Raw genomic sequence first — 22,731 nt, forward strand, 5'->3', positions numbered from 1 at the left:
CGGAAGACCGGGGCCTGTCCGGCCATGGTCCGCCGTCCGACAGGACCTAGAGGAAACCGAGCGCCGAGGCTCCGCCGACGCCGCCCAGGACCATGAAGGCGGGCATCAGGACCTTGAGCTCGACCCAGCTGCCGGCGCGGAAGCGCATGCCCTTGGGCGGGCCGATCGGGTACCAGCGCTTGCGGCCGACGGGGATGGGCCACAGGATCGGGCAGCCGGACACGGTCAGGGCGTCGCCGATGTCGTGCACGAGGGCGCCGAGGACGATGGGCAGGCCCAGCCACAGGTACTCCTGGCCGGGGCCGGTGAAGAACCAGTCCGAGCCGTTGCCGGGCTGGTCGAGGACGCCCGCGAGGATCCAGGCGCCGGCGGCGCCGAGCAGCCAGACCAGGACGTCGCTGGACATCCGGGCGGCCCGCCACAGCAGGCCTTCCACGGCGAGGACCAGGTGCACGAAGAGGATCGCGAGGACGGCCCAGCGGCCCCCGGTGACCGCCGCGACGGAGGCCCCGGCGCCGATCAGGACCGCCCAGAGCCAGGTGTGGGTCAGGGTCCGGTGCCCGCCGGACCTGCGGGGGTCGGAGGAGGAGCGGGTCGCCTTGTAGACGGCGTACGACAGCTTGTCGACGATCTCGCAGAGGCCCCGGGAGACCGGCCCGAAGGCGCGGGAGATGGTCGCCGACTTGTGGTCGAGGTCGGGGGCGAGGGCCGCGCCCGCGCAGATGAGCGCGCCGGCGACGAGGACGGGCCAGGGCATCGGGTGGTCGAAGGCGGCCGCGGCCGCTCCGACGCCCAGCCAGGCCGCCGCTCCGGACAGCGAGTGCGCCGGTCCCATCATGGTTGGCCCGCCCCGTTTCTCCCCTGCCGGCGCTCAGTTGACGACCGGTCGACGGACGAGCCTACCGTCCGTGATCAAGGCGGCTGATGGCCGGTTCCCTCATCCGAGCGGAATGCGGGCAAGATGGGGGCGTGACCCTTATCGATCAGCTGCCGCCGACCGCCGACCCCGACGCCCTCTTCGAGGCCTTCTCCTCCTGGGCCGAGGACCGGGGCATCACGCTCTACCCGGCCCAGGAAGAGGCGCTGATCGAGGTCGTCTCCGGGGCAAACGTGATCTTGTCCACACCCACCGGATCGGGAAAGTCGCTGGTCGCGGCGGGCGCGCACTTCACCGCGCTCGCGAACGACCAGGTGACCTTCTACACCGCGCCGATCAAGGCGCTGGTGTCGGAGAAGTTCTTCGACCTGTGCAAGCTCTTCGGCACCGAGAACGTCGGCATGCTGACCGGCGACGCGTCCGTGAACGCGGACGCGCCGGTGATCTGCTGCACGGCGGAGGTGCTCGCCTCGATCGCGCTGCGGGACGGCAAGTACGCCGACATCGGCCAGGTCGTCATGGACGAGTTCCACTTCTACGCCGAGCAGGACCGCGGCTGGGCCTGGCAGATCCCCCTGCTCGAACTCCCGCAGGCGCAGTTCGTCCTCATGTCGGCCACGCTCGGCGACGTGTCGATGTTCGAGAAGGACCTGACCCGGCGGACCGGGCGGCCGACCTCGGTGGTCCGCTCGGCGACCCGGCCGGTGCCGCTGTCGTACGAGTACCGGCTCACGCCCATCACGGACACCCTGACCGAGCTCCTGGAGACCAAGCAGGCGCCCGTCTACATCGTGCACTTCACACAGGCGCAGGCCGTCGAGCGCGCACAGTCGCTGATGAGCATCAACATGTGCTCGCGCGAGGAGAAGGACCAGATCGCCGAGCTGATCGGCAACTTCCGCTTCACCACCAAGTTCGGCCAGAACCTCTCGCGGTACGTGCGCCACGGCATCGGCGTGCACCACGCGGGCATGCTGCCCAAGTACCGGCGGCTCGTGGAGAAGCTGGCCCAGGCGGGCCTCCTGAAGGTGATCTGCGGGACGGACACCCTCGGCGTCGGCGTGAACGTGCCGATCCGCACGGTGCTCTTCACGGCCCTGACGAAGTACGACGGCAACCGCGTGCGCACGCTGCGCGCCCGTGAGTTCCACCAGATCGCGGGCCGTGCGGGCCGGGCGGGCTTCGACACGGCCGGTTTCGTGGTGGCGCAGGCCCCCGAGCACGTCATCGAGAACGAGAAGGCGCTCGCGAAGGCCGGCGACGACCCGAAGAAGCGCCGCAAGGTGGTCCGCAAGAAGGCGCCCGAGGGCTTCGTCGCCTGGAGCGACACCACCTTCGAGAAGCTGATCGCGGCCGAGCCGGAGCCGCTGACCTCGCGCTTCAAGGTCACCAACATCATGCTGCTCTCGGTGATCGCCCGGCCGGGCAACGCCTTCGAGGCGATGCGCAAGCTCCTGGAGGACAACCACGAGCCGCGCAAGGCGCAGCTGCGGCACATCCGCCGGGCCATCGCGATCTACCGCTCGCTGCTGGACGGCGGTGTGGTGGAGCAGCTGGACGAGCCGGACGCCGAGGGCCGCACGATCCGGCTGACGGTCGACCTCCAGCAGGACTTCGCGCTCAACCAGCCGCTGTCGACCTTCGCGCTGGCCGCGTTCGACCTGCTGGACCCGGAGTCCCCCTCGTACGCCCTGGACATGGTGTCCGTCGTCGAGTCGACGCTCGACGACCCGCGCCAGATCCTCGCCGCCATGCAGAACAAGGCGCGCGGGGAGGCCGTCGGGCAGATGAAGGCGGACGGCGTCGAGTACGAGGAGCGGATGGAGCGGCTCCAGGACATCTCGTACCCGAAGCCGCTGGAGGAGCTCCTCTGGCACGCGTACAACGTCTACCGGAAGTCGCACCCGTGGGTCGGCGACCACCCGGTGTCGCCGAAGTCGGTCATCCGTGACATGTACGAACGGGCGCTGACCTTCACGGAGTTCACCTCCTGGTACGAGCTGGCGCGGACCGAGGGCATCGTCCTGCGGTACCTGGCGAGCGCGTACAAGGCGCTCGACCACACCATCCCGGACGACCTGAAGACCGAGGACCTGGAGGACCTGATCGCCTGGCTGGGCGAGATGGTGCGGCAGGTGGACTCCTCGCTGCTCGACGAGTGGGAGCAGCTGGCCAACCCGGAGGTCCAGACGGCCGAGGAGGCCCAGGAGAAGGCCGACCAGGTCAAGCCGGTCACGTCGAACGCCCGCGCCTTCCGGGTGCTGGTGCGCAACGCCATGTTCCGCCGGGTGGAACTGGCCGCCCTCGACAACGTCGACGCGCTGGGCGAGCTGGACGCCGAGTCCGGCTGGGACGCGGACGCGTGGGGCGAGGCGATGGACGCGTACTGGGACGAGTACGACGACCTGGGTACGGGTCCGGACGCGCGCGGCCCGAAGCTGCTCGCGATCGAGGAGGACGCGGCGCACGGCCTGTGGCGCGTCCGGCAGACGTTCGCCGACCCGAACGGCGACCATGACTGGGGCATCAGCGCGGAGGTGGATCTCGCCGCCTCCGACGAGGAGGGCCGGGCGGTGGTCCGCGTGACGTCCGTCGGACAGCTGTAGAGGAGACCTGCCGTGACCAACCCCGCCGAGAGGCTCGTGGACCTGCTCGACCTGGAGCAGATCGAGGTGAACATCTTCCGCGGGCGCAGCCCGCAGGAGTCGCTGCAACGGGTCTTCGGCGGGCAGGTCGCCGGGCAGGCCCTGGTGGCGGCCGGCCGCACCACGGAGGGCGACCGGCCGGTGCACTCGCTGCACGCCTACTTCCTGCGGCCGGGCCGGCCCGGGGTGCCGATCGTGTACCAGGTGGAGCGGGTGCGGGACGGCCGGTCGTTCACGACCCGCCGCGTCACCGCGGTCCAGAAGGGGCGGACGATCTTCAACCTGACGGCCTCCTTCCACCGGCCGGAGGAGGGCGCCTTCGAGCACCAGCTGCCGCCGAGGCACCTGACCGACCCGGAGACCCTGCCGAACCTCGCGGACGAGATCCGGGAGCATCTGGGCGAGCTGCCGGAGGCCCTGGAGCGGATGGCCCGCCGGCAGCCCTTCGACATCCGGTACGTGGACCGGCTGCGCTGGACCGCGGAGGAGGTCAAGGACGCGGACCCGCGCAGCGCGGTGTGGATGCGGGCCGTCGGTCCGCTGGGCGACGACCCGCTGGTCCACACGTGCGCCCTCACCTACGCCTCGGACATGACGCTCCTGGACGCGGTCCGCATCCCGGTCGAACCCCTCTGGGGCCCGCGCGGCTTCGACATGGCCTCGCTGGACCACGCGATGTGGTTCCACCGGCCCTTCCGGGCGGACGAGTGGTTCCTGTACGACCAGGAGTCCCCGGTCGCCACGGGCGGCCGGGGACTCGCGCGGGGCCGGATCTACGACCGCGAGGGCAGGCTCCTGGTGTCGGTGGTCCAGGAGGGCCTGTTCAGGAAGCTCTGAGCCTCGCGGGGCGCAGGGAGCTCCGGCCCTCCACGGGTCACTCGTACTCGGTGCCGCCCTTGCGGGTGAGGTAGGCCGGGCTGACCGCCTTGGCGATGGCCCGGCCGCCGACGACCGGGCTGTACCGCTCGGTCGCGGGCCGGATGACGACGCCCTCCCGCAGGTGGGTCTCCCGGCCGGATACGGTCTCCCGGCCGCTCGCGTGCGCGAGGACGGTGTCCAGGTCGTACGGCCCGGAGTGCAGCCGCGGTACGAGCGGGACCTCGCCGGGCTCCAGGACGTCGGCCGGGTCCAGCCAGCGGACTTCTCCCCCGATCTCGGCGGACACGTCGAAGAGTGCGTAGCCGACGGTCTCGGAGCGGGCGTCGGCGCCGTAGGAGAGGTCCTGCACCCCCGAGCCGTACACCTCGCCGAAGAGCCCGACCCGCCGTGCTCCGAGGCGTTTCGCGAGCCGCTCGGCGACGGCGGCGAGCCCGTGGCCGTGGACGGCCCGCCAGTACAGGTTGCGCGGGTCCTCCCGGAGGGCGAGGCCCTTCGCCCCGAACCCCTTCGAGGAGACCTGGGTGCGCCCCTCCTCCGCGTGGTACGTGAGCAGGCAGGCCGTGCCGTGCAGCTTCTCCGTCAGGACGACGGGCTCGCCGGGCTCGAACAGGTCCGGATAGCGCTGGAGGTTCTCGATGTCGACCCACGGCAGCAGGTCGGGCGCGGTCTCCACGTCGCCGCTCATCGTCGGCGGTATCGGCGGCACCCATTTGGTGATCCCGAGCGCCTGCGCGAAGTCGGTCCCCTCGGCCGCGGCCCGCGCCAGGTCGGTGCCGGCGAGCGCTGCGGGACGGCAGACGATCCCCTGCGACAGCTCCCCGCGCAGCCGCACGGCCTTCACCCGGTCCGAGTTCCCTCCGGCGAGCCGCCCGGTCAGCCCCAGCTCGTCGACGAGCGGGAGGGGCAGCACGGCCTGTTCGGGGATGTACACGGCGGCGTCGCCCGTCCGATAGGCCCCCTTGGCGACGACGGCTCGGTAGAGCCCGACCTGAGCGAGCTCCAGGGCGTCGGCGTTCGGATGCGGATGGACGGTCAGGACTTCGGCGGTGACGCGCAGGGTGGACATGGTTCAGGACTCCAGGTGCTCCGGTTCCGGTCTCATCGCGGCTCACTGTGGCCGAACCGAATTCCCGTGGGCGATCGATTTGCCGCCTGGTAGCGTCGCCGGATTCGGGCCTACGGCTCGTCGTCCAGGCCCGGGAGGGCGTCCTGGGCCACCTCGTGGCGGCGGGTGCGGATGTCCGGGGGCGCCGGGTGGAGTTTGGCGTCGCAGGTGGGGCCCAGGCCGGTGCGGCGGGAGCCGGCGCCGGTCAGGGGGCGGCCGCAGAGCCGGCAGTACACCCGGCGCGGTCCTGCCTGTGCCGTGGAATCGATCGCGATTGCCAGTGGTTCGTCTGCCATGTTGAGATCAAACCTCATTCCGACGAGGAGCAGTCCATGAGCCTGTACGACATCCCGCTGAAGACCCTGGCCGGTGAGCCGGTCTCCCTGGCCGACTACCGCGACCGGGCCGTGCTGGTGGTGAACGTCGCCTCCAAGTGCGGGCTCACCCCGCAGTACGCCGGTCTGGAGCGGCTGCAGAAGGAGTACGGGGAGCGCGGCTTCACCGTGCTCGGGGTGCCCTGCAACCAGTTCGCGGGCCAGGAGCCCGGCAGCGCCGAGGAGATCGCGACCTTCTGTTCGGCGACGTACGGGGTGTCCTTCCCGCTCCTGGAGAAGACCGACGTCAACGGCGACGGCCGGCACCCGCTCTACTCGGAGCTGGTGAAGGTCGCCGACGCCGAGGGCGAGGCCGGTGACGTGCAGTGGAACTTCGAGAAGTTCCTCATCGGCCGTGACGGCCGGGTCACCCGCTTCCGTCCGCGCACCGAGCCGGAGGCCCCCGAGGTCGTGGCGGCGATCGAGGCGCAGCTTGCCTGACCCGGGGGTCGTCGAAAGGCTGCGGGCCGCCGGGTGCGTCTTCGCGGAGGAGGAGGCGGAGATGCTCCTCGCGACCGCCGCCGGGGCCGCCGAGCTGGACCTGATGGTCGAGCGGCGGGCCTCCGGCCTGCCCCTGGAGCACGTCGTGGGCTGGGCCGGGTTCGCCGGACTGCGGATCGAGGTCGACGGCGGGGTCTTCGTGCCCCGGCGGCGTACGGAGTTCCTCGTCGGCCACGCGGTGGAGCTGGCCCGGCCCGGCGCCGTCTGCGTCGACCTGTGCTGCGGCTCCGGCGCGGCGGGCGCGGTGCTGCTCGCCGAGGTCGAGGGCGTGGAGGTGTACGCCTCGGACATCGAGCCGGCGGCGGTGCGCTGCGCCCGGCGGAACGTCGAGCCGCGCGGCGGCCGGGTGTACGAGGGGGACCTCTTCGCACCGCTGCCGCGGGAGCTGCGGGGCCGGGTCGAGGTCCTGGTCGCCAACGTGCCGTACGTGCCGACCGAGGAGATCGGGCTGCTGCCGCCCGAGGCCCGCGACCACGAGCCGCTCGTCACGCTCGACGGCGGCGCGGACGGTCTCGACGTGCTGCGGCGGGTGGCCGACGAGGCGCCGGAGTGGCTGGCGCCGGGCGGTCACCTGCTGGTGGAGACGAGCGAGCGGCAGGCGGAGTCCGCGCTCGCGGTGATGTCCGCGGCCGGTCTGGTGCCGCGGGTCGTCACCTCCGAGGAGTGGTGGGCGACGATCGTCGTCGCGACCCGGCCGTAGCGGGGCGGACGGGAGCGGCCCTGTCCGGGCCGCTCCCGTCCGTGCGGCGACTACGCCGTCCTCGGTACCAGGCGGCAGCGTGCCGGTCCCTGCTGCGTGAGGGTGATCGCGGAGCCGACCGGCACCTCGGTGTCGACGGCCTCCAGGCCGTACTCCTGGAGGATCATCGCCAGAGCGATCACCGACTCCAGCATCGAGAAGTGCTGGCCGATGCAGGCGCGCGGGCCGCCACCGAAGGGGAACCAGGCGTACCGGGGGCGGGTCGCCTCGGCCTCGGGCGTGAAGCGGTCCGGGTCGAAGCGCTCCGGGTCCTCCCAGTAGGCGGGGTGCCGGTGGGTCACCCAGGAGACGACGATGACGTCCGCGCCCGCCGGGATGGTGACGCCGCCGATCACGGTTTCGGCGACCGCGCGGCGGCCCACGGCCGGGGCGGCGGGGAAGAGGCGCATGGCCTCCTTCAGCACCTGCGTGAGGTAGGGCAGCGCGTCGAGGTCGGCGGCGCCGGGGGTGCGGCCCCCGAGGACCCGGTCGACCTCCTCGTGGGTCCGCTTCAGCACCTCCGGGTGGCGGGCGAGGAGGTGGAGGGTGAAGCCGAGGGAGGTGGCGGTGGTCTCGTGTCCGGCGAGGAGAAAGATAAGGACCTGCTCGCGCAGCTCGGTGGCGTCGAAGCTGCCGTCCTCGGCGCTCTCGGCCTCGACGAGCAGGGTGAGGAGGTCGTCGCCCTCGACGGAGGCCCGGCCGGAGGCGCGCCGATCGGCGATGATCCGGTCGCAGACCTCGTACAGCGCCTGGTGGACGGCGGCGGCCTTGCGGTTGCCGGGGGTGGGCCAGTCGCGCGGGAACTTGACCGGGGAGTAGCCGCGGCGGCGCACGTACTCGCCGAGTTCGGGGAAGCAGCGCTCGACGATCTCCACGGCCGCGTCCACGTCGGTGCCGAAGAGGATGCGGGCGACCGCGCGCAGGGCGAGGCGGGTCATCTCGTGGAGGACGTCGACGGTCTCGGCGCCGTTGTCCCGCCATTCGCCGATGAGGGTGGTGACCTCGGCGGCGACGGCTCCCGCGTAGCCGTCGACGCGGCGCTTGGTGAAGAGGGGCTGGACGAGTCGGCGCTGGCGGAGGTAGTCCTCGTCCTGGCTGGTCAGCAGACCGTTGCCGAAGGACTCGCGGATCTCCTGGTAGAAGGCGTTGTCCTTGCGGAAGTTGGCGGATTCCCCGGCGAGGACCTGCTGGGCGCCCTCGGCGGAGAAGACGCCGTAGAAGGTGGCGCGGACCCCGGGCGGGCCCGCGGTCAGCTTCACGACGTCCCCGTGCTCGCGCCGGGCGCGCAGGAAGGTGCCCAGCGAGTCCCTCTTGAGGTCGAGCATGGAGCCGAGGAGCGGACTTCCGGCGAGCTGGGGCGCTTCGGTTCCGGTGGTGGTGGCCATGATCGGTTCCCCCTTGGTCGTCACTGGCCCGGTGATTGTCCCTCAGGAAGCAACTCACAGGGAGCCGGGGCCGGACAACGGATCGGATCCGGCCTGTCGGCGTGAAGCGCTCGACGGTCCGGGCCCCGGTGTCAGTGGTGTCTGCGAGGCTCGCCACCATGGACGAACGACCCGAGCTGACGCTGCAACTGACCATCGACTGCGCCGATCCCCAGCGCCTGGTGCCCTTCTGGCTGGAGGCCCTGCGCTACGTCCCCGACCCGCCGCCCGCCGGCCATGCCACCTGGCGGGCGTACTGGGAGGCGATCGGCGTGCCGGAGGAGGAGCTCGGCGAGGGCGCCGGGGAGCTCCCGGAGTCCATCGTCGACCCGAAGGGCGTGGGCCCCCGGGTCTGGTTCCAGCAGGTCCCGGAGCCCAAGACCGTCAAGAACCGCGTCCACCTCGACCTGAAGGTCGGCGGCGGCCGCGAGGTCCCCCTCGCCCTCCGCCGCACGCGCGTGGACGGCGAGGTGGCCCGGCTGACGGCGCTCGGCGCGACCGTCCTGTACGCGATGGACGAGCCGAACGGCATGGACTACTACGCGGTGGTCCTCCAGGACCCGGAGGGCAACGAGTTCTGCGTGGTGTGAGGGCGGCTACTTCGCGAGCGCGCGGCTGATGACCATGCGCTGGATCTCGCTCGTGCCCTCGAAGATGGTGTAGATGGCCGCGTCGCGGTGCATCCGCTCCACCGGGTACTCGCGGGTGTAGCCGTTGCCGCCGAGGATCTGGATGGCCTGGGCGGTGACCTTCTTGGCGACCTCGCTGGCGTACAGCTTGGACATGGAGCCCTCGGCCGCGGTGAAGGGCTTGCCGGCGGTGGCCATCCAGGAGGCGCGCCAGACGAGGAGGCGGGCGGCGTCGATCTGGGTGGCCATGTCGGCGAGCTGGAAGGCGACGCCCTGGTTCTCGATGATCGGGCGGCCGAACTGGACCCGGGTCCTGGCGTAGTCGAGGGCGACCTCGTACGCGGCGCGGGCGGTGCCGACGGCCATGGCGCCGACGGCCGGGCGGGAGGCCTCGAAGGTGGCCATGGCGGCGTTCTTGACGCGCTCGCCGCCCGACTTGGCCTTCTCGCGGGCGCGGGCGAGGCGCTCGTCCAGCTTGTCCTTGCCGCCGAGCAGGCAGGAGCCGGGGACGCGGACGTCCTCCAGGACGACCTCGGCGGTGTGGGAGGCCCGGATGCCGTGCTTCTGGAACTTCTGGCCCTGGGAGAGCCCGGGGGTGTTCGGCGGCACGATGAAGGAGGCGTGCCCCTTGGAGCCGAGTTCCGGGTCGACGACGGCGACGACGACGTGGACGTTGGCGATGCCGCCGTTGGTCGCCCAGGTCTTGGTGCCGTTGAGGACCCATTCGTCCTTGGCCTCGTCGTACACGGCGCGGGTGCGCATGGAGGCGACGTCCGAGCCGGCGTCGGGCTCGGAGGAGCAGAAGGCGGCGACCTTGACGTCGTTCGCGTCGCCGTACATCTGCGGGACCCAGGTGCCGATCTGCTCCTCGGTGCCGTTGGCGAGGACGCCGACGGCGGCGAGACCGGTGCCGACGATGGAGAGGGCTATGCCGGCGTCGCCCCAGAAGAGTTCCTCCATCGCCATCGGGATGCCGAGGCCGGTCGGGTCGAAGAACTGCTGGGCGTAGAAGTCGAGGGAGTAGATGCCGAGCTTGGCCGCTTCCTGGATGATCGGCCAGGGAGTCTCCTCACGCTCGTCCCACTCGGCGGCCGCGGGGCGCATCACATCGGCGGCGAAGCCGTGGAGCCAGTCGCGGACCTGCTTCTGGTCCTCGTTGAGTTCGAGCGTGAACTCGCCCATGTTCCCTCCCAGCATGACGTTACTTGCGGTAACAGCAGTCTGTTACCGGTGGGTAGGGGCTGTCAACCTGCGGTGGAGCGGTTCGGCCCGACCGACACCGGATCCCGGGCGGGTGTTACGTTGCGAGAGCCTCACGAATCGCACGGGCGGGGAGACACGCACATGGACATCGCACACCGGGCCACCGACCAGCAGACGACCGCCGAGCAGCGGCGCCGCGAGCTGCTGGAGGCGGCGGACCGGGTGGTGCTCCGGGACGGCCCCAAGGCGTCCATGAACGCGATCGCGGCCGAGGCCGGCATCACCAAGCCGATCCTCTACCGCCACTTCGGCGACAAGGGCGGCCTCTACCGCGCCCTCGCCACCCGGCACACGGACGCGCTCCTCGCCTCGCTCCGGGCCTCCCTCGACGCGCCCGCCGACCGGCGCAACCGCGTCGAGGCCACCCTCGACACCTATCTGGCGTCCATCGAGGCGATGCCCCAGGTCTACCGCTTCCTCATGCACCCGGCGGAGGAGTCCCACCAGACCGAGCAGGGCTTCGACGTCGGCCGCCACTCGGCCCCGCTGCTGCGCCGCATGGGCGAGGAGCTCGGCCAGGTCATCGCCGAGCGCGTCGACCTGGGGCCGGCCGCCGAGGCCCAGGCCCGGATCTGGGGCCACGGCATCGTCGGCATGATGCACGCGGCCGGCGACTGGTGGCTCGGCGAGCGCCCCTGCTCCCGCGCGGACCTGGTCAAGAGCCTCGCCGACCTCCTGTGGGGCCGCCTCGCGGCGGCCGACGACCTGCCGGGCGGACCCGGCTTCTAGCACCCGATCCGAGAGGATCTAGGCGATCCGGTCCGCCCCGGCCCCCCACGGCCGCTTGCGGATCGTGCGCAGCAGGCGTGACTTGCGCCACCCCGTGACGTGGTCCGCGTAGACCCCGCCCTCCAGGTGGTCCGTCTCGTGCTGGAGGCAGCGGGCGAAGAAACCCGTGCCCTCGATCCGTATCGGGGTGCCGTCCAGGCGTACGCCCTCCACCACCGCGCGGTCGAAACGGGGGGTCGGCGCCTCGAGGCCCGGCAGGGAGAGGCAGCCCTCGGGGCCCCGGATCACGTCGCCGTCCGCCTCCACCAGGCGCGGGTTCACCACATGGCCCAGGTGACGGTTCTCCTCGTCGTCGGGGCAGTCGTACACGAAGACCCGCAGGCCCACGCCGACCTGGTTGGCCGCCAGGCCCACGCCGTGCGCCGCGTACATGGTGGCGAACATGTCCTCGACGAGCCGGGCCAGTTCGGGTCCGAAGTCGGTGACGGGCGCGCAGGGGGTGTGCAGCACGGGGTCGCCGAGGAGCGTCATCGCTCGGACGAGGCCGGAACTGCCGGGGATGGGCCGGTTTCGCATGGCCGTAAGGGTACGGTCCGCCGTGACCTCCCCGTTTCGTGCGGCCGCTCGCCGGTGCCGCTGTTCGGGCTGCTGGCCGGATCTCGATAGGCTGAGCCCGGACCGACGCAAGGAGGAACAAGAACGATGTCAGGACACCCCGGTAATCCAGAGCCGCTGTCGCCGCGCGCCAAGCTGGCCGTGACGGCGGGCAAGGCCGCGGCCGCGGTGTCGCGTGCGGCGGGGCGCGGCAGCGGATCGGTGATCGGCGGCCGGGTGGCGCTGAAGCTCGACCCCGACCTGCTCGGTCGGCTCGCGCAGCATCTGGACGTCGTCCTGGTGTCGGCGACCAACGGCAAGACCACCACGACCCGGCTGATCGCGGAGGCCCTGCGCGCCGCCGGACCCGTGGTCTCCAACGCCCTCGGCGCCAACATGCCCGCCGGCATCACCTCGGCGCTGGCCGGCGGCTCGGACTCCAAGTTCGGTGTGATCGAGGTCGACGAGAAGTACCTCGCGGGCGTCGCCCGGGACACCACGCCCAAGGCGATCGCGCTGCTCAACCTCTCCCGCGACCAGCTCGACCGCGCGGCCGAGACCCGGATGCTCGCCGAGAAGTGGCGCGAGGGCCTCAACGGCACCAAGGCCGTGGTCATCGCCAACGCCGACGACCCGCTCATCGTGTGGGCCGCCTCCTCCTCCCCCAACGTGGTGTGGGTCGCCGCCGGCCAGGAGTGGAAGGACGACGCCTGGTCGTGCCCCGCCTGCGGCGGTGTGATGCAGCGCCCGGGCGACGACTGGTTCTGCGGCGAGTGCGGCTTCCGCCGGCCCGCGCCGAGCTGGGCGCTCAGCGGCGACCACGTGCTCGACCCGCACGGTTCGGCCTGGCCGATCCGCCTCCAGCTGCCCGGCCGCGCCAACAAGGCGAACGCCGCCACCTCGGCCGCCGTCGCCGCGGTCTTCGGGGTGCCGCCGCAGGTGGCCCTGGAGCGCATGTACCAGGTGCAGGCCGTCGCCGGACGCTACGACGTGGTCTCCTTCCAGAACCGCGACCTGCGTCTGCTCCTCGCGAAGAACCCGGCCGGCTGGCTCGAAACGTTTTCCCTCATCGACGGGCCGCCCGCCCCGGTGATCCTCTCGGTCAACGCGCGGGGCGCCGACGGCACCGACACCTCCTGGCTGTGGGACGTGGACTACGGCCGGCTCGCCGGCCACCCGATCATGGTGATCGGCGACCGGAAGCTGGACCTCGCGGTCCGCCTGGAGGTCGCGGGCGTGGACTTCCGCGTCTGCGAGACGCTGGACGAGGCCGTCGCGATGGCCCCGCCCGGGCAGATCGAGCTGATCGCCAACTACACCGCCTTCCAGGACGTCCGCCGCCGCGTCGGCAACTGACCCGTAGAGGACTTGCAGCATGAGTGACAGCAGCCTGCGCCTGGTCTGGGTCTACCCGGACCTGCTCAGCACCTACGGCGACCAGGGCAACGTCCTCGTCGTCCAGCGCCGCGCCGAACAGCGCGGTCTCCACGTCGAGCGCGTCGACGTCCGCAGCGACCAGGCCGTCCCGACCTCGGGCGACATCTACCTGATCGGCGGCGGCGAGGACCGTCCGCAGCGGCTCGCGGCCGAGCGCCTCCTCCGCGACGGCGGCCTGTCCCGGGCCGCCTCCAACGGCGCGATCATCTTCTCGGTCTGCGCCGGCTACCAGATCCTGGGCCACGAGTTCATCAACGACGTCGGCGAGCGGCAGCCCGGTCTCGGGCTGCTCGACGTGATCACGACCCGCGGCGAGGGCGCCCGCTGCGTCGGCGACGTCCTCGCGGACATCGACCCGCGCCTCGGCCTCCCCCAGCTGACGGGCTTCGAGAACCACCAGGGCATCACCCACCTCGGCCCGACGGCCCGGCCGTTCGCCCGGACCGTCTTCGGCAACGGCAACGGCACCGGCGACGGCACCGAGGGCGCGTTCAACGACACCGTCTTCGGTACGTACATGCACGGCCCCGTCATGGCCAGGAACCCGCAGATCGCGGACCTGCTCCTGAAGCTGGCCCTCGACGTGAACGCGCTGCCGCCGACCGACGACCGCTGGTACGAGGCGCTGCGCGCCGAGCGCATCGCGGCGGCCACGCAGCCCGCCTGAGTCACCCCGGGGCCGCCGCAGGTCCCTCGTACGAACGTACGTTGTCCACTGTGCGGACATCCGGTTCGGTCCCGCCACCCCTGCGGCGATAGGGTGGCGGGGATCCAGCCGGACGACGTGGTCCGGGAGTCGGCCCACGTTGCAAAGGTTTTTGGGCTATGCGCATTGGCGTGCTCACCTCCGGCGGAGACTGCCCCGGTCTGAACGCTGTCATCCGTTCCGTCGTGCACCGCGCCGTCGTCGACCACGGCGACGAGGTCATCGGCTTCCACGACGGGTGGAAGGGCCTCCTGGACTGCGACTACCGCAAGCTCGATCTCGACGCGGTGGGCGGCATCCTGGCCAGGGGCGGCACCATCCTCGGCTCCTCGCGGGTCCAGCCCGCGCACCTCGTCGACGGCGTCGAGCGTGCCAAGGGCCATGTCGCCGACCTCGGTCTCGACGCCATCATCCCGATCGGCGGCGAGGGCACCCTGAAGGCGGCGAACCTGCTCTCCGAGGCGGGACTCCCGATCGTCGGCGTCCCGAAGACGATCGACAACGACATCGCCTCCACCGACGTCACCTTCGGCTTCGACACGGCCGTCACCGTCGCCACCGAGGCCCTCGACCGGCTGAAGACCACCGCCGAGTCGCACCAGCGGGTCCTCGTCGTCGAGGTGATGGGCCGCCACACCGGCTGGATAGCGCTGCACTCCGGCATGGCCGCCGGCGCGCACGCCGTGGTCGTCCCCGAGCGCCCCTTCGACATCGACGAGCTGACCTCCCGGGTCGGCGAGCGCTTCGAGGCCGGCAAGCGGTTCGCGATCGTGGTCGTCGCCGAGGGCGCCAAGCCGCGCGAGGGCTCGATGGACTTCAAGACCGCCGGCACCGACATCTACGGCCACGAGCGCTTCACCGGCATCGCCAACCAGCTCTCCGCCGAGCTGGAGCGGCGCCTCGGCAAGGAGGCCCGCCCGGTCATCCTCGGCCACGTCCAGCGCGGCGGCACCCCCACCGCGTACGACCGCGTCCTCGCGACCCGGTTCGGCTGGCACGCCGTGGAGGCGGCGCACCGCGGCGAGTTCGGCATGCTGACCGCGCTGCGCGGCACGGAGATCACGATGGTTCCGCTGGCGCAGGCCGTGGAGACCCTCAAGACGGTCCCGGCCGACCGGTACGCCGAGGCGGAGTGCGTGCTCTGACGGCTCCCGTGCGTCACATCCGCCCCCGGTCGCGGCCGCGACCGGGGGCGGTTCTAGTCTGGTGCGGACAACAAGCGCGAATCGGGCTCCAGGAGTGTACGGATGGATCACAGCGGGCACGGCATGACCACGGATCTGCCGCCGTTCACGCTGGGGCGGGGCCTGGAGTTCTCTCCCGACCTGTTCTTCCTGATCGGCTGCCTCGCGGGGCTCGGTCTGTACGGGTGGGGCGTGGCGCGGCTGCGGCGGCGCGGTGACGCGTGGCCGGTCAGCCGGACGGTGTCCTTCGCCGTCGGCGTGCTGACGATCGCGCTGGTGATGTGCACCAAGCTCAACGACTACGGCATGGTCATGTTCAGCGTGCACATGGTGCAGCACATGGTGATCTCCATGCTGTCGCCGATCCTGCTGCTGCTCGGCGCGCCGGTGACGCTAGCGCTGCGGGCGCTGCCGGTGGCGGCCCGCGGCTCGACGGGGCCGCGCGAGCTGCTCCTGAAGCTGCTGCACAGCCGGTACATGCGGGTGATCACCCACCCGGCGTTCACCATCTCCATGTTCATCGCGAGCCTGTACGCGCTGTACTTCTCGCCGCTCTTCGACTTCCTGATGGGGTCGAAGGCCGGGCACATCGGGATGATGGTGCACTTCCTGCTGGTGGGCCTGGTCTTCTTCTGGCCGATCATGGGCGTGGACCCGGGCCCGCACCGGCCGGGGTACGTGATGCGGATGCTGGAGCTGTTCGCGGGGATGCCGTTCCACGCGTTCTTCGGCATCGCGATGATGATGGCGACCGAGCCCCTGGTGGAGGCGTACAGGAACCCGCCGGCCTCGCTCGGGATCGACGCCCTCGCCGACCAGAACGCGGCGGGCGGCATCGCCTGGGCCTTCAGCGAGATCCCGTCCGTGCTGGTGCTGATCGCGCTGGTCTACCAGTGGTACCACTCCGAGCAGCGGCAGGCCGTCCGCAAGGACCGGGCCGCCGACCGGGACGGCGACAAGGAGCTGGAGGCGTACAACGCGTATCTGGCCTCGCTGCGGGCGCGGAGTCGCTGACGCTTGGGATCCAGGAGCCTGGATTCAGGATCCTGGAGCCGGAATCCGAATCTTGGATCCAGAATTCTGAATCCGGATCTTGGATCCAGGATCCTGAATCCAAATCTTGGATCCACGGCCCCCTTCCGGGTCCGGTGCCGCTTGTGGTGCCGGACCCGGTTCGCGTTCCGGCGCACGCCGGCGCGTCCGGGGAGTAGCGCGCGCCCCTCTCCCGGGGTCACGATGGGCTGGACGGCTTCCGCGGCCCCGGTCGGGAGGAGGACGGGCTGATGTCCGGTCCCACGAAGACGATGACGGTGCTCACCTGCGCGGCGCTGGTGCTGACGACGGCCTACACGGTGGCGCTCGGCAGCAGCGGCTGGCTCTGGTTCGGTCTGGTGGTCCTGGTCGTGGCGACGATCGGGATGGCGGCGGCGGACAGCTCCGTACCACCGTCCCCCCGCTCCCGCCCGCCGGGCACCACGTCCTGAACCCCGGCCCTACGCGCGCGGGGCCAGGACGATCCAGGTCTGGCCCGGGGCGAAGGGCAGGGGCGCGCCGGCCGGGGTGGTGAAGGTGGTGCCGGAGGCCGCGGAGGGGCGGGACCAGCGGGCCTCGTGGGCGCGCCCGTCGCGCAGGACGAGGGCGGTGCCGCTGCCGACGGTCTCGCTGTACGGGGAGACCGAGCCGAAGCGGTCGTGGAAGCGGGAGGGACGGATCGTGACGCGCTGGACGACGACCGTCTCCGGCGTGAGCGGGCCCGTGTCGGTGGCGCGGGCCTCGCGGCCGTCCATGGCGACGCGCCAGGCGTGGTCGGCGGCGGACCAGGTGAAGGCGTAGCGGGCCGCCGGGTAGCGGACGGTCGAGGTGGTGACCGGGGTGCCGCCGGGCGGAGCGGCTCCGAAGCGGAAGCCGATGTCCCGGCTGTGCTCGGCCTTCGGTGCGGCGGCGAGCGCGCGGCCGGGCCGCAGGTAGAGGTTGTGCGGGGCGGGCCGGTCCGGTGAGCGCAGGAAGGCCTGGGGCGCGGTGCTCTCCGTGACGAGGCCGAGGGGCGCGGCCCGGAGGAGCGGGCCGAGGGCGGACTGGGCGCCGGAGTAGGCGAGGACCGGGCGGCCGTAGTCGGCGAGCAGGGCGATGTCGGACTCGCGGGCGCTGCGGACGGGGCCGGCGAGGTCGGGGAGGCGGGAGGAGTAGACGGCGAGGAGCCGGGTGACTCCGCCCTCGACCTGTTCGACGTAGACGAGGTCGGCGGCACCGAGTCCGGTGTGGGGGCGGGCCGCCGGCACGTTGTCCAGCTTCACGGCCAGGACGGGCGCGGGCTTCGCGGGAAGGCCGGTGAAGGGCGACAGACCGGCGGCCGGGGTGGCGGGCGCGGTCGTCGGCGTGGGACGCGGCTGCGGCGGCGGGCCCGAGTCGGAGCAGCCGTACAGCCCGGCCGCCGTCAGCGCGCACAACAGCGCGGTGAGGACGCGGCCGGGGCGCCTGGCTCCGCGCTCGCCCGTCATGTGACGCTCCCCCACCAGTGGACCACGGGCCCGTGCGGGGATACAACGGGCGTGACGGACGACGAACGGGGGTTTCGGGTGTTCTACCAGCTGATGAAGCACGTCCTGCTCGGGCCGTTCCTCAGGCTGCTGTTCCGGCCGCGGATCGAGGGGCTCGAGCACGTCCCGGAGGAGGGTGCCGCGATCGTCGCGGGCAATCACCTCTCCTTCTCCGACCACTTCCTGATGCCGGCCGTCCTGGACCGGCGGATCACCTTCCTCGCGAAGCAGGAGTACTTCACGGGGCCCGGCCTCAAGGGCCGGCTGACGGCGGCCTTCTTCCGGGCCGCCGGACAGATCCCGGTGGACCGGTCGGGGAAGGAGGCCGGCCGGGCGGCGATCCGGGAGGGGCTGGGCGTCCTCGACCGGGGCGAGTTGCTCGGGATCTATCCGGAGGGGACGCGTTCGCACGACGGGCGGCTCTACAAGGGCAAGGTGGGAGTGGCGGTGATGGCGCTGACCGCGGGGGTCCCGGTGGTGCCGTGCGCGATGGTGGGGACCTTCGAGATCCAGCCGCCGGGGAAGGTCGTGCCGAGGATCCGCCGGGTCACCATCCGGTTCGGAGAGCCGCTGGACTTCTCCCGGTTCGCCGGGTCGGCGGGCGAGAGGGCCGTGGTCCGGGCGGTGACGGACGAGATCATGTACGCGATCCTGCGCCTGTCGGGTCAGGAGTACGTGGACGAGTACGCGGCGGTGGTGAAGGCCGCGGCGTCCGGTGGTGACGCATCCTCGGATCAGTTCCCGCACGGGGAACGCCGAGGGCGGATCCGCGCACGGCGCAATCCCCTGGGTCGCGGCCCCGGACACCCGTAGCGTCCCTCGCATGACCAAGGGAAACGCTTTCGTGCTGGGTGCGACAGGACAGGTGGGGCGGGCGGCCGTGCGGGCGCTCGTCGCGGACGGCTGGGAGGTGACGGCCGCCTCCCGGGGCGGCGGCAGGGACGGCAGGTGGCCGGACGAGGTCCGGTCGGTGCGGCTCGACCGGGACGAGGAGGGCGCGCTGGCGTCGGCGCTCGGCGGGGGCACCGACGTCCTCGTGGACATCGTGGCGTACGACGCGGGGCACGCCGCCCAGCTGACCGGTCTCGCGGACCGGATCGGCTCGGCGGTGGTGATCTCCACGGGGGCGGTGTACGAGGACGAGCAGGGGCGCAGCTTCGACACCCAGGACCGGCCGGACGGCTTCCCGCGCTACCCGGTGCCGATCCTGGAGTCGCTTCCGACGGTGGCGCCGGGCGACAGCTCGTACAGCACGCGGAAGGTCGCCCTGGAGCGGGCGCTGACGGAGGCCGGGGAGCTGCTCCCGACGACGCTGCTGCGGGCGGGCTCGATCCACGGCCCGCACTGCCGGTCGCCGCGCGAGCTGTTCTTCGTGAAGCGGGCGCTCGACCGGCGCCCGGTGCGGGTGCTCGCGTACGGCGGACTGTCACGGTTCCACCCCTCGCACGTGGACAACCTGGCCGAGCTGATCCGGCTCGCGGCGGAGCGGCCGGGCACGCGGATCCTCAACGCCGCCGATCCCCAGGCGCCGACGGTCGCGGAGATCTCGGCGGCGGTGGACGCGGTCGTGGGCGTGGAGAGCGAGACGGTGCTCGTGGACGGACCGCCTCCGGTGGGCATCGTGGGTGAGACGCCGTGGGGCCTGGACGCGCCGATCGTGTACGACATGACGGCCGCGGAGCGGGAGTTGGGCTACCGGCCGGTGGTGGGGTACGTGGAGTCGCTGCCGGCGACGGTGGAGTGGCTGGCGGAGCGGCTGGCGGGCCGGGGATGGCTGGAGGCGTTCCCGAACCTCGCCAAGTACGGGCAGGACTGGTTCGACTACGCGGCCGAGGACGCCTGGCTCGCCTCGCGCTGACGCACGCACGCCGACGCGCGGAGGGGCGGCCGCCGTGCGGCGACCGCCCCTCTTTTCTGGCGTGGTGCGGGTGTTACGGCTGGGGCGTGGCGTGCGGCTCGCACGTCACGTCCTGGCTGTCCACCTCGCCGGTGAGCAGGTACGTCTCGACCCGCGAGTTGATGCAGGGGTTCACCAGGCTGGTGACGCCGTGCGAGCCCGCGTTCTTCTCGGTGATGAGGCGCGAGCCCTTGAAGCGCTTGTGCAGCTCGACCGCGCCGGCGTACGGCGTCGCCGCGTCACGCTCGGACTGGACGATGAGCACCGGCGGCAGGCCCTTGCCGGTCTTGACCTGGGTCGGCTTCTGCCGCGGCGCGGACCAGGTGGCGCACGGCAGGTTCATCCAGGCGTTCGCCCAGGTCATGAACGGGTACTGCTCGTGGAGGCGGGAGTTGTCCAGGTCCCACTTGTTCCAGTTCGTCGGCCAGGGCGCGTCGGCGCACTCGACGGCGGTGTAGACGGCGTTGCCGTTCTCCGACGCGATGTTGCCGGCGGTGTCGGTGAGGTCCGCGGCCGCGCCGTCGATCAGCGGCTGCGGGTCACCCGCGGCGTACGCGCTCCAGGCCTCCGCGACCGGGGCCCATCCGGAGTCGTAGTACGGCGCGCTCTGGAAGAAGCCGATGAGCTCGGCCGGTCCGACCTTGCCGCCCAGGGGCTCCTTCTTGGCGGCGGCGCGCAGGGTCACCCACTGCTGCTGGACCTCCGCCAGGGTGTCGCCGAGGTGGTAGGTGGCGTCGTTCTGGGCGACCCAGGTCATCCAGTCCTTCAGACGGCCCTCGAAGGCGATGTCCTGTTCCAGGTTGGCCTGGTACCAGATGTTGCTCTTCGCCGGGTTGACCACGCTGTCGACGAGCATGCGGCGCACGTGGTCCGGGTACAGCGTGCCGTAGACGGCGCCCAGGTAGGTGCCGTAGGAGACGCCGATGAAGTTGAGCTTCTTCTCGCCGAGCGCGGCCCGGATGACGTCGAGGTCACGGGCGGTGTTGCGCGTCGTCATGTAGGGCAGCATGTCGCCGCTCTTCTCGGCGCAGCCCTTGGCGTACTCGGCGGCCAGCTTGCGCTGGGCGAGCTTGTCCGCCTCGCTGTCCGGGACCGGGTCGAGCTTCGGGCCCTTGACGAACTCGGTCGGGTCGACGCAGGAGATGGGCGCCGAGTGGCCGACGCCGCGCGGGTCGAAGCCCACGAAGTCGTACGCCTTCGCGGTGTTCACCCAGAGCGGGCTCTTGGTGGTGACCCGGCGCGGGAAGCGCAGGCCGGAACCGCCGGGGCCGCCCGGGTTGTAGAGCAGCGCGCCCTGGCGCTCGGCGGCGGTGCCGGTGGACACGGCACGGTCCACGGCGATCTTGATCTTCTTGCCGTCGGGCTTGGCGTAGTCGACCGGGACGGTCACCCAGCCGCACTGGATGGGCTTGGCGAGGCCCCAGTCGGCCGGGCAGTCCTGCCAGTCGATGCCGGCCTCGGCGGCCCGGGCGGCGGCGATGGCCGCGCCGCGCGCTTCGTCGTCCCGGTCCTGGCCGGTGACGGCACCGGCCGTCGGCGCAGCGAGCGCGGTCGCCATGAGCGTGCCCGCTATCAGAGTGCCGGCGGAGCCGAGCACTGCTGTGCGTCTCAATGGTCCTCCCCCTGAAGGAGTCTGTGTGTCCGGGGGATCCTTTCGTCACCGGGGCTCAGGATGAAAGGGCGTACACGTGTTTCTTTGCCGAACCAATAACCGGTGAGTGGTGTACCGCTGAGCGGTACGGATCCGAGAGAGGTTCAGAACGGGGCGAGTTCGGACAAAGCCATGTCGAGGAGCCGGCGCAGCGCGAGCGCGTCGGGGGCGACGGCGGTGACGAGGGCGGCGGGGCCGGCGAGCGGGCTGACCACGGCGTTCTCCCCGTACGGCCGTGCCTCCACCGGCTTCTCGGCGAACGCCGGGTCGACGACGAGGAGTTGTCCGGTGGCCCGGTGGCCGCCGAGGACCGCGCCGCCGTCCCAGCCGCCGGGCGCGCCGGGGCCGAAGGCCAGCTCCTGGTCGAGCAGGGGGCGGCCGGCACGGCGGACGGCGAGGCGGGTGACGAGGGTGCCGGACGGTTCGCCGGGCCGGCCGAGGACCTGTTCCTCCCGGAGCACGAGCCGCGCCGTGGGCGCGAGGTCGACGGCGGTGCGCATCCGCAGGTGCGAGCCGGCCGCGGAGACGAGCTGCTCGGGCAGCCAGCGGAGCACCGCTCCGTCGCCGACGGCGATCCGCACGTCGTACGCGGCGGGGTCGGTGCTCCGGCCGGGCAGGGCGAGGGTGGCGGCGGCCGAGTCGACCAGGAGCCGGGCCCCGTCCCGCACCTCGGTCTCGATCGCGAGCCGGTCACCGCCGAGCGGGGCGCTCATCGCGCCGACGACGGTGACCCGGGTGTACGGTCCGGCGGCCCGGGTGCGGCGCAGGGCGAGGGGGCCGTCGCTCACCAGGAGCGGCAGCCCTCCGTCGGCGTCGGCGGCGATCCGGGCGGTGGCGCGCAGGCTCACGCGGTCCACGCCGCGAGCCGTGCCCGGACCCAGTCGGCGACGGGCGCGACGCCGCTCTCGCCGCGCAGGGAGGTGAGGGCGACGGGCAGGTCGCCGCGCTGCTCCTTCGCGTCGCGGGCCATCCGCTCCAGGTCGGAACCGACGTACGGGGCGAGGTCGGTCTTGTTGATCACGAGGAGGTCGGCGGTGGTGACGCCGGGGCCGCCCTTGCGGGGGATGTCGTCGCCGCCGGCCACGTCGATGACGAAGATCTGGGCGTCGACGAGCCCCTTGGAGAAGGTGGCGGTGAGGTTGTCGCCGCCGGACTCGACGAGGACGAGGTCGAGCGGGCCGACCGTGTCCTCCAGGTCCTCGACGGCTTCGAGGTTGGCGGAGATGTCGTCGCGGATCGCGGTGTGCGGGCAGGCGCCGGTCTCCACGGCCTGGATGCGCTCGGGCGGCAGGACGGCCTCGCGGAGCAGGAACTCGGCGTCCTCGCGGGTGTAGATGTCGTTGGTGACGACGGCGAGGGAGAGGGTGTCGCGCAGCTCCCGGCAGAGGGCTGCGACGGTGGCGGTCTTGCCGGAGCCGACCGGTCCGCCGAGCCCGATCCGCAGGGCGCGGCGGGTGCCGTCGGGGCGGTGGGCGTCGGCGGAGACGGCGCCGTGGTGGGTGTGGCCGTGGTCGAGGTGCATGGGGACTCCCGGGTGTTCAGGTGGCGCGGGGGCGGCGC

23 protein-coding genes are annotated in these 22,731 nt (G+C 72.2%); 13 read left to right on the forward strand and 10 right to left on the reverse strand.

From position 1 onward, the window contains the following. Positions 1 to 46: 46 nt before the first annotated feature. A complete protein-coding gene (locus K7G60_RS10915) occupies positions 47 to 838 on the reverse strand; it encodes a metal-dependent hydrolase (protein WP_225800625.1) in 792 nt (263 codons plus the stop codon). 86 nt (positions 839 to 924) lie between these two features. Between K7G60_RS10915 and K7G60_RS10920 the strand changes: the two genes are divergently transcribed. Then, complete coding sequence (locus tag K7G60_RS10920; RefSeq protein WP_225800626.1) at positions 925 to 3,483, forward strand: RNA helicase; 2,559 nt, start codon at positions 925 to 927, stop codon at positions 3,481 to 3,483. Between the two features lie 12 nt (positions 3,484 to 3,495). Further along, positions 3,496 to 4,359, forward strand: coding sequence for an acyl-CoA thioesterase II (locus K7G60_RS10925; protein ID WP_225800627.1), 864 nt, complete (start codon positions 3,496 to 3,498; stop codon positions 4,357 to 4,359). Positions 4,360 to 4,396: 37 nt separating this feature from the next. On the opposite strand, the gene K7G60_RS10930 is transcribed toward K7G60_RS10925, so the two are convergent. Both K7G60_RS10930 and K7G60_RS10935 read right to left on the reverse strand, forming a co-directional pair. Continuing rightward, positions 4,397 to 5,467, reverse strand: a complete 1,071-nt coding sequence (locus K7G60_RS10930) for an RNA ligase (ATP) (protein ID WP_225800628.1) — start codon at positions 5,465 to 5,467, stop codon at positions 4,397 to 4,399. Between the two features lie 110 nt (positions 5,468 to 5,577). Beyond that, positions 5,578 to 5,802 carry a DUF6011 domain-containing protein gene (locus K7G60_RS10935; protein WP_225800629.1) on the reverse strand — a complete coding sequence of 75 codons (225 nt, stop codon included), beginning with the start codon at positions 5,800 to 5,802 and terminating at the stop codon, positions 5,578 to 5,580. A gap of 36 nt (positions 5,803 to 5,838) precedes the next feature. On the opposite strand from K7G60_RS10935, the gene K7G60_RS10940 reads away from it, so the two are divergent. Both K7G60_RS10940 and K7G60_RS10945 read left to right on the forward strand, forming a co-directional pair. Then, entirely contained in the window at positions 5,839 to 6,321 is a 483-nt protein-coding gene (locus tag K7G60_RS10940) for a glutathione peroxidase (RefSeq protein ID WP_225800630.1), read from the forward strand. Next, on the forward strand, positions 6,314 to 7,081 hold the full coding sequence (locus tag K7G60_RS10945; RefSeq protein ID WP_225800631.1) for a putative protein N(5)-glutamine methyltransferase: 768 nt from the start codon (positions 6,314 to 6,316) through the stop codon (positions 7,079 to 7,081). Before K7G60_RS10940 ends, K7G60_RS10945 begins: the two co-directional genes overlap by 8 nt. Before the next feature lie 50 nt (positions 7,082 to 7,131). On the opposite strand, the gene K7G60_RS10950 is transcribed toward K7G60_RS10945, so the two are convergent. Continuing rightward, on the reverse strand, positions 7,132 to 8,505 hold the full coding sequence (locus tag K7G60_RS10950) for a cytochrome P450 (RefSeq protein WP_225800632.1): 1,374 nt from the start codon (positions 8,503 to 8,505) through the stop codon (positions 7,132 to 7,134). 158 nt (positions 8,506 to 8,663) lie between these two features. On the opposite strand from K7G60_RS10950, the gene K7G60_RS10955 reads away from it, so the two are divergent. Next, entirely contained in the window at positions 8,664 to 9,134 is a 471-nt protein-coding gene (locus K7G60_RS10955) for a VOC family protein (protein ID WP_225800633.1), read from the forward strand. Between the two features lie 6 nt (positions 9,135 to 9,140). Here K7G60_RS10955 and K7G60_RS10960 read toward each other — a convergent pair whose 3' ends face one another. Next, positions 9,141 to 10,355 (reverse strand): acyl-CoA dehydrogenase family protein, encoded by a 1,215-nt coding sequence (locus K7G60_RS10960; protein WP_225800634.1) that lies wholly within the window; start codon positions 10,353 to 10,355, stop codon positions 9,141 to 9,143. Between the two features lie 162 nt (positions 10,356 to 10,517). Here K7G60_RS10960 and K7G60_RS10965 point away from each other — a divergent pair, with 162 nt between their 5' ends. Continuing rightward, the gene (locus K7G60_RS10965) at positions 10,518 to 11,165 is read left to right on the forward strand and encodes a TetR family transcriptional regulator (protein WP_225800635.1); all 648 of its coding nucleotides are present in this window, start codon (positions 10,518 to 10,520) and stop codon (positions 11,163 to 11,165) included. A gap of 18 nt (positions 11,166 to 11,183) precedes the next feature. Here K7G60_RS10965 and def read toward each other — a convergent pair whose 3' ends face one another. Then, positions 11,184 to 11,741, reverse strand: a complete 558-nt coding sequence (gene def, locus K7G60_RS10970) for a peptide deformylase (RefSeq protein ID WP_225800636.1) — start codon at positions 11,739 to 11,741, stop codon at positions 11,184 to 11,186. A gap of 126 nt (positions 11,742 to 11,867) precedes the next feature. On the opposite strand from def, the gene K7G60_RS10975 reads away from it, so the two are divergent. From K7G60_RS10975 to K7G60_RS10995, 5 genes are all read left to right on the forward strand, one after another. Further along, positions 11,868 to 13,115, forward strand: a complete 1,248-nt coding sequence (locus K7G60_RS10975) for a MurT ligase domain-containing protein (protein WP_189803860.1) — start codon at positions 11,868 to 11,870, stop codon at positions 13,113 to 13,115. Between the two features lie 19 nt (positions 13,116 to 13,134). Beyond that, positions 13,135 to 13,863, forward strand: coding sequence for a type 1 glutamine amidotransferase (locus K7G60_RS10980; protein WP_225800637.1), 729 nt, complete (start codon positions 13,135 to 13,137; stop codon positions 13,861 to 13,863). 158 nt (positions 13,864 to 14,021) lie between these two features. Further along, positions 14,022 to 15,047 (forward strand): 6-phosphofructokinase, encoded by a 1,026-nt coding sequence (locus tag K7G60_RS10985; RefSeq protein ID WP_030686139.1) that lies wholly within the window; start codon positions 14,022 to 14,024, stop codon positions 15,045 to 15,047. A 102-nt stretch (positions 15,048 to 15,149) separates the two neighbouring features. Then, entirely contained in the window at positions 15,150 to 16,100 is a 951-nt protein-coding gene (locus tag K7G60_RS10990) for a cytochrome c oxidase assembly protein (RefSeq protein WP_225800638.1), read from the forward strand. Between the two features lie 269 nt (positions 16,101 to 16,369). After that, positions 16,370 to 16,570 (forward strand): hypothetical protein, encoded by a 201-nt coding sequence (locus K7G60_RS10995; protein WP_225800639.1) that lies wholly within the window; start codon positions 16,370 to 16,372, stop codon positions 16,568 to 16,570. 9 nt (positions 16,571 to 16,579) lie between these two features. On the opposite strand, the gene K7G60_RS11000 is transcribed toward K7G60_RS10995, so the two are convergent. Continuing rightward, on the reverse strand, positions 16,580 to 17,584 hold the full coding sequence (locus tag K7G60_RS11000) for a DUF3048 domain-containing protein (protein WP_225800640.1): 1,005 nt from the start codon (positions 17,582 to 17,584) through the stop codon (positions 16,580 to 16,582). A 78-nt stretch (positions 17,585 to 17,662) separates the two neighbouring features. Here K7G60_RS11000 and K7G60_RS11005 point away from each other — a divergent pair, with 78 nt between their 5' ends. Both K7G60_RS11005 and K7G60_RS11010 read left to right on the forward strand, forming a co-directional pair. After that, on the forward strand, positions 17,663 to 18,436 hold the full coding sequence (locus K7G60_RS11005; protein ID WP_225800673.1) for a 1-acyl-sn-glycerol-3-phosphate acyltransferase: 774 nt from the start codon (positions 17,663 to 17,665) through the stop codon (positions 18,434 to 18,436). A gap of 10 nt (positions 18,437 to 18,446) precedes the next feature. Then, positions 18,447 to 19,481 carry an NAD(P)-dependent oxidoreductase gene (locus K7G60_RS11010; protein ID WP_225800641.1) on the forward strand — a complete coding sequence of 345 codons (1,035 nt, stop codon included), beginning with the start codon at positions 18,447 to 18,449 and terminating at the stop codon, positions 19,479 to 19,481. A 73-nt stretch (positions 19,482 to 19,554) separates the two neighbouring features. Here K7G60_RS11010 and K7G60_RS11015 read toward each other — a convergent pair whose 3' ends face one another. The 3 genes from K7G60_RS11015 to ureG form a co-directional block, all read right to left on the reverse strand. Beyond that, positions 19,555 to 21,132, reverse strand: a complete 1,578-nt coding sequence (locus K7G60_RS11015; RefSeq protein ID WP_225800642.1) for an alpha/beta hydrolase — start codon at positions 21,130 to 21,132, stop codon at positions 19,555 to 19,557. A 143-nt stretch (positions 21,133 to 21,275) separates the two neighbouring features. Further along, the gene (locus K7G60_RS11020; protein WP_225800674.1) at positions 21,276 to 22,019 is read right to left on the reverse strand and encodes an urease accessory protein UreD; all 744 of its coding nucleotides are present in this window, start codon (positions 22,017 to 22,019) and stop codon (positions 21,276 to 21,278) included. Continuing rightward, positions 22,016 to 22,693: an urease accessory protein UreG gene (gene ureG, locus K7G60_RS11025; RefSeq protein ID WP_225800643.1), complete on the reverse strand. Its 678-nt coding sequence runs from the start codon at positions 22,691 to 22,693 to the stop codon at positions 22,016 to 22,018. The genes K7G60_RS11020 and ureG overlap by 4 nt, the downstream gene beginning before the upstream one ends. Positions 22,694 to 22,731 lie beyond the last annotated feature (38 nt).

This window comes from Streptomyces sp. NK15101, assembly GCF_020400725.1.
Classification (GTDB): Bacteria; Actinomycetota; Actinomycetes; order Streptomycetales; family Streptomycetaceae; genus Streptomyces.

Excerpts from the sequence above, each read along its gene's own strand:
- K7G60_RS10935 (WP_225800629.1), bottom strand. The coding sequence starts at position 5,802 with ATGGCAGACGAACCACTGGCAATCGCGATCGATTCCACGGCACAGGCA.
- K7G60_RS10950 (WP_225800632.1), bottom strand. The coding sequence starts at position 8,505 with ATGGCCACCACCACCGGAACCGAAGCGCCCCAGCTCGCCGGAAGTCCG.
- K7G60_RS10955 (WP_225800633.1), top strand. The coding sequence starts at position 8,664 with ATGGACGAACGACCCGAGCTGACGCTGCAACTGACCATCGACTGCGCC.
- K7G60_RS10915 (WP_225800625.1), bottom strand. The coding sequence starts at position 838 with ATGATGGGACCGGCGCACTCGCTGTCCGGAGCGGCGGCCTGGCTGGGC.
- K7G60_RS10975 (WP_189803860.1), top strand. The coding sequence starts at position 11,868 with ATGTCAGGACACCCCGGTAATCCAGAGCCGCTGTCGCCGCGCGCCAAG.
- K7G60_RS10965 (WP_225800635.1), top strand. The coding sequence starts at position 10,518 with ATGGACATCGCACACCGGGCCACCGACCAGCAGACGACCGCCGAGCAG.
- K7G60_RS10930 (WP_225800628.1), bottom strand. The coding sequence starts at position 5,467 with ATGTCCACCCTGCGCGTCACCGCCGAAGTCCTGACCGTCCATCCGCAT.
- K7G60_RS10920 (WP_225800626.1), top strand. The coding sequence starts at position 925 with ATGGCCGGTTCCCTCATCCGAGCGGAATGCGGGCAAGATGGGGGCGTG.
- ureG (WP_225800643.1), bottom strand. The coding sequence starts at position 22,693 with ATGCACCTCGACCACGGCCACACCCACCACGGCGCCGTCTCCGCCGAC.
- K7G60_RS10995 (WP_225800639.1), top strand. The coding sequence starts at position 16,370 with ATGTCCGGTCCCACGAAGACGATGACGGTGCTCACCTGCGCGGCGCTG.
- def (WP_225800636.1), bottom strand. The coding sequence starts at position 11,741 with ATGCGAAACCGGCCCATCCCCGGCAGTTCCGGCCTCGTCCGAGCGATG.
- K7G60_RS10960 (WP_225800634.1), bottom strand. The coding sequence starts at position 10,355 with ATGGGCGAGTTCACGCTCGAACTCAACGAGGACCAGAAGCAGGTCCGC.
- K7G60_RS10940 (WP_225800630.1), top strand. The coding sequence starts at position 5,839 with ATGAGCCTGTACGACATCCCGCTGAAGACCCTGGCCGGTGAGCCGGTC.
- K7G60_RS10980 (WP_225800637.1), top strand. The coding sequence starts at position 13,135 with ATGAGTGACAGCAGCCTGCGCCTGGTCTGGGTCTACCCGGACCTGCTC.
- K7G60_RS10990 (WP_225800638.1), top strand. The coding sequence starts at position 15,150 with ATGGATCACAGCGGGCACGGCATGACCACGGATCTGCCGCCGTTCACG.
- K7G60_RS10985 (WP_030686139.1), top strand. The coding sequence starts at position 14,022 with ATGCGCATTGGCGTGCTCACCTCCGGCGGAGACTGCCCCGGTCTGAAC.
- K7G60_RS11000 (WP_225800640.1), bottom strand. The coding sequence starts at position 17,584 with ATGACGGGCGAGCGCGGAGCCAGGCGCCCCGGCCGCGTCCTCACCGCG.
- K7G60_RS11010 (WP_225800641.1), top strand. The coding sequence starts at position 18,447 with ATGACCAAGGGAAACGCTTTCGTGCTGGGTGCGACAGGACAGGTGGGG.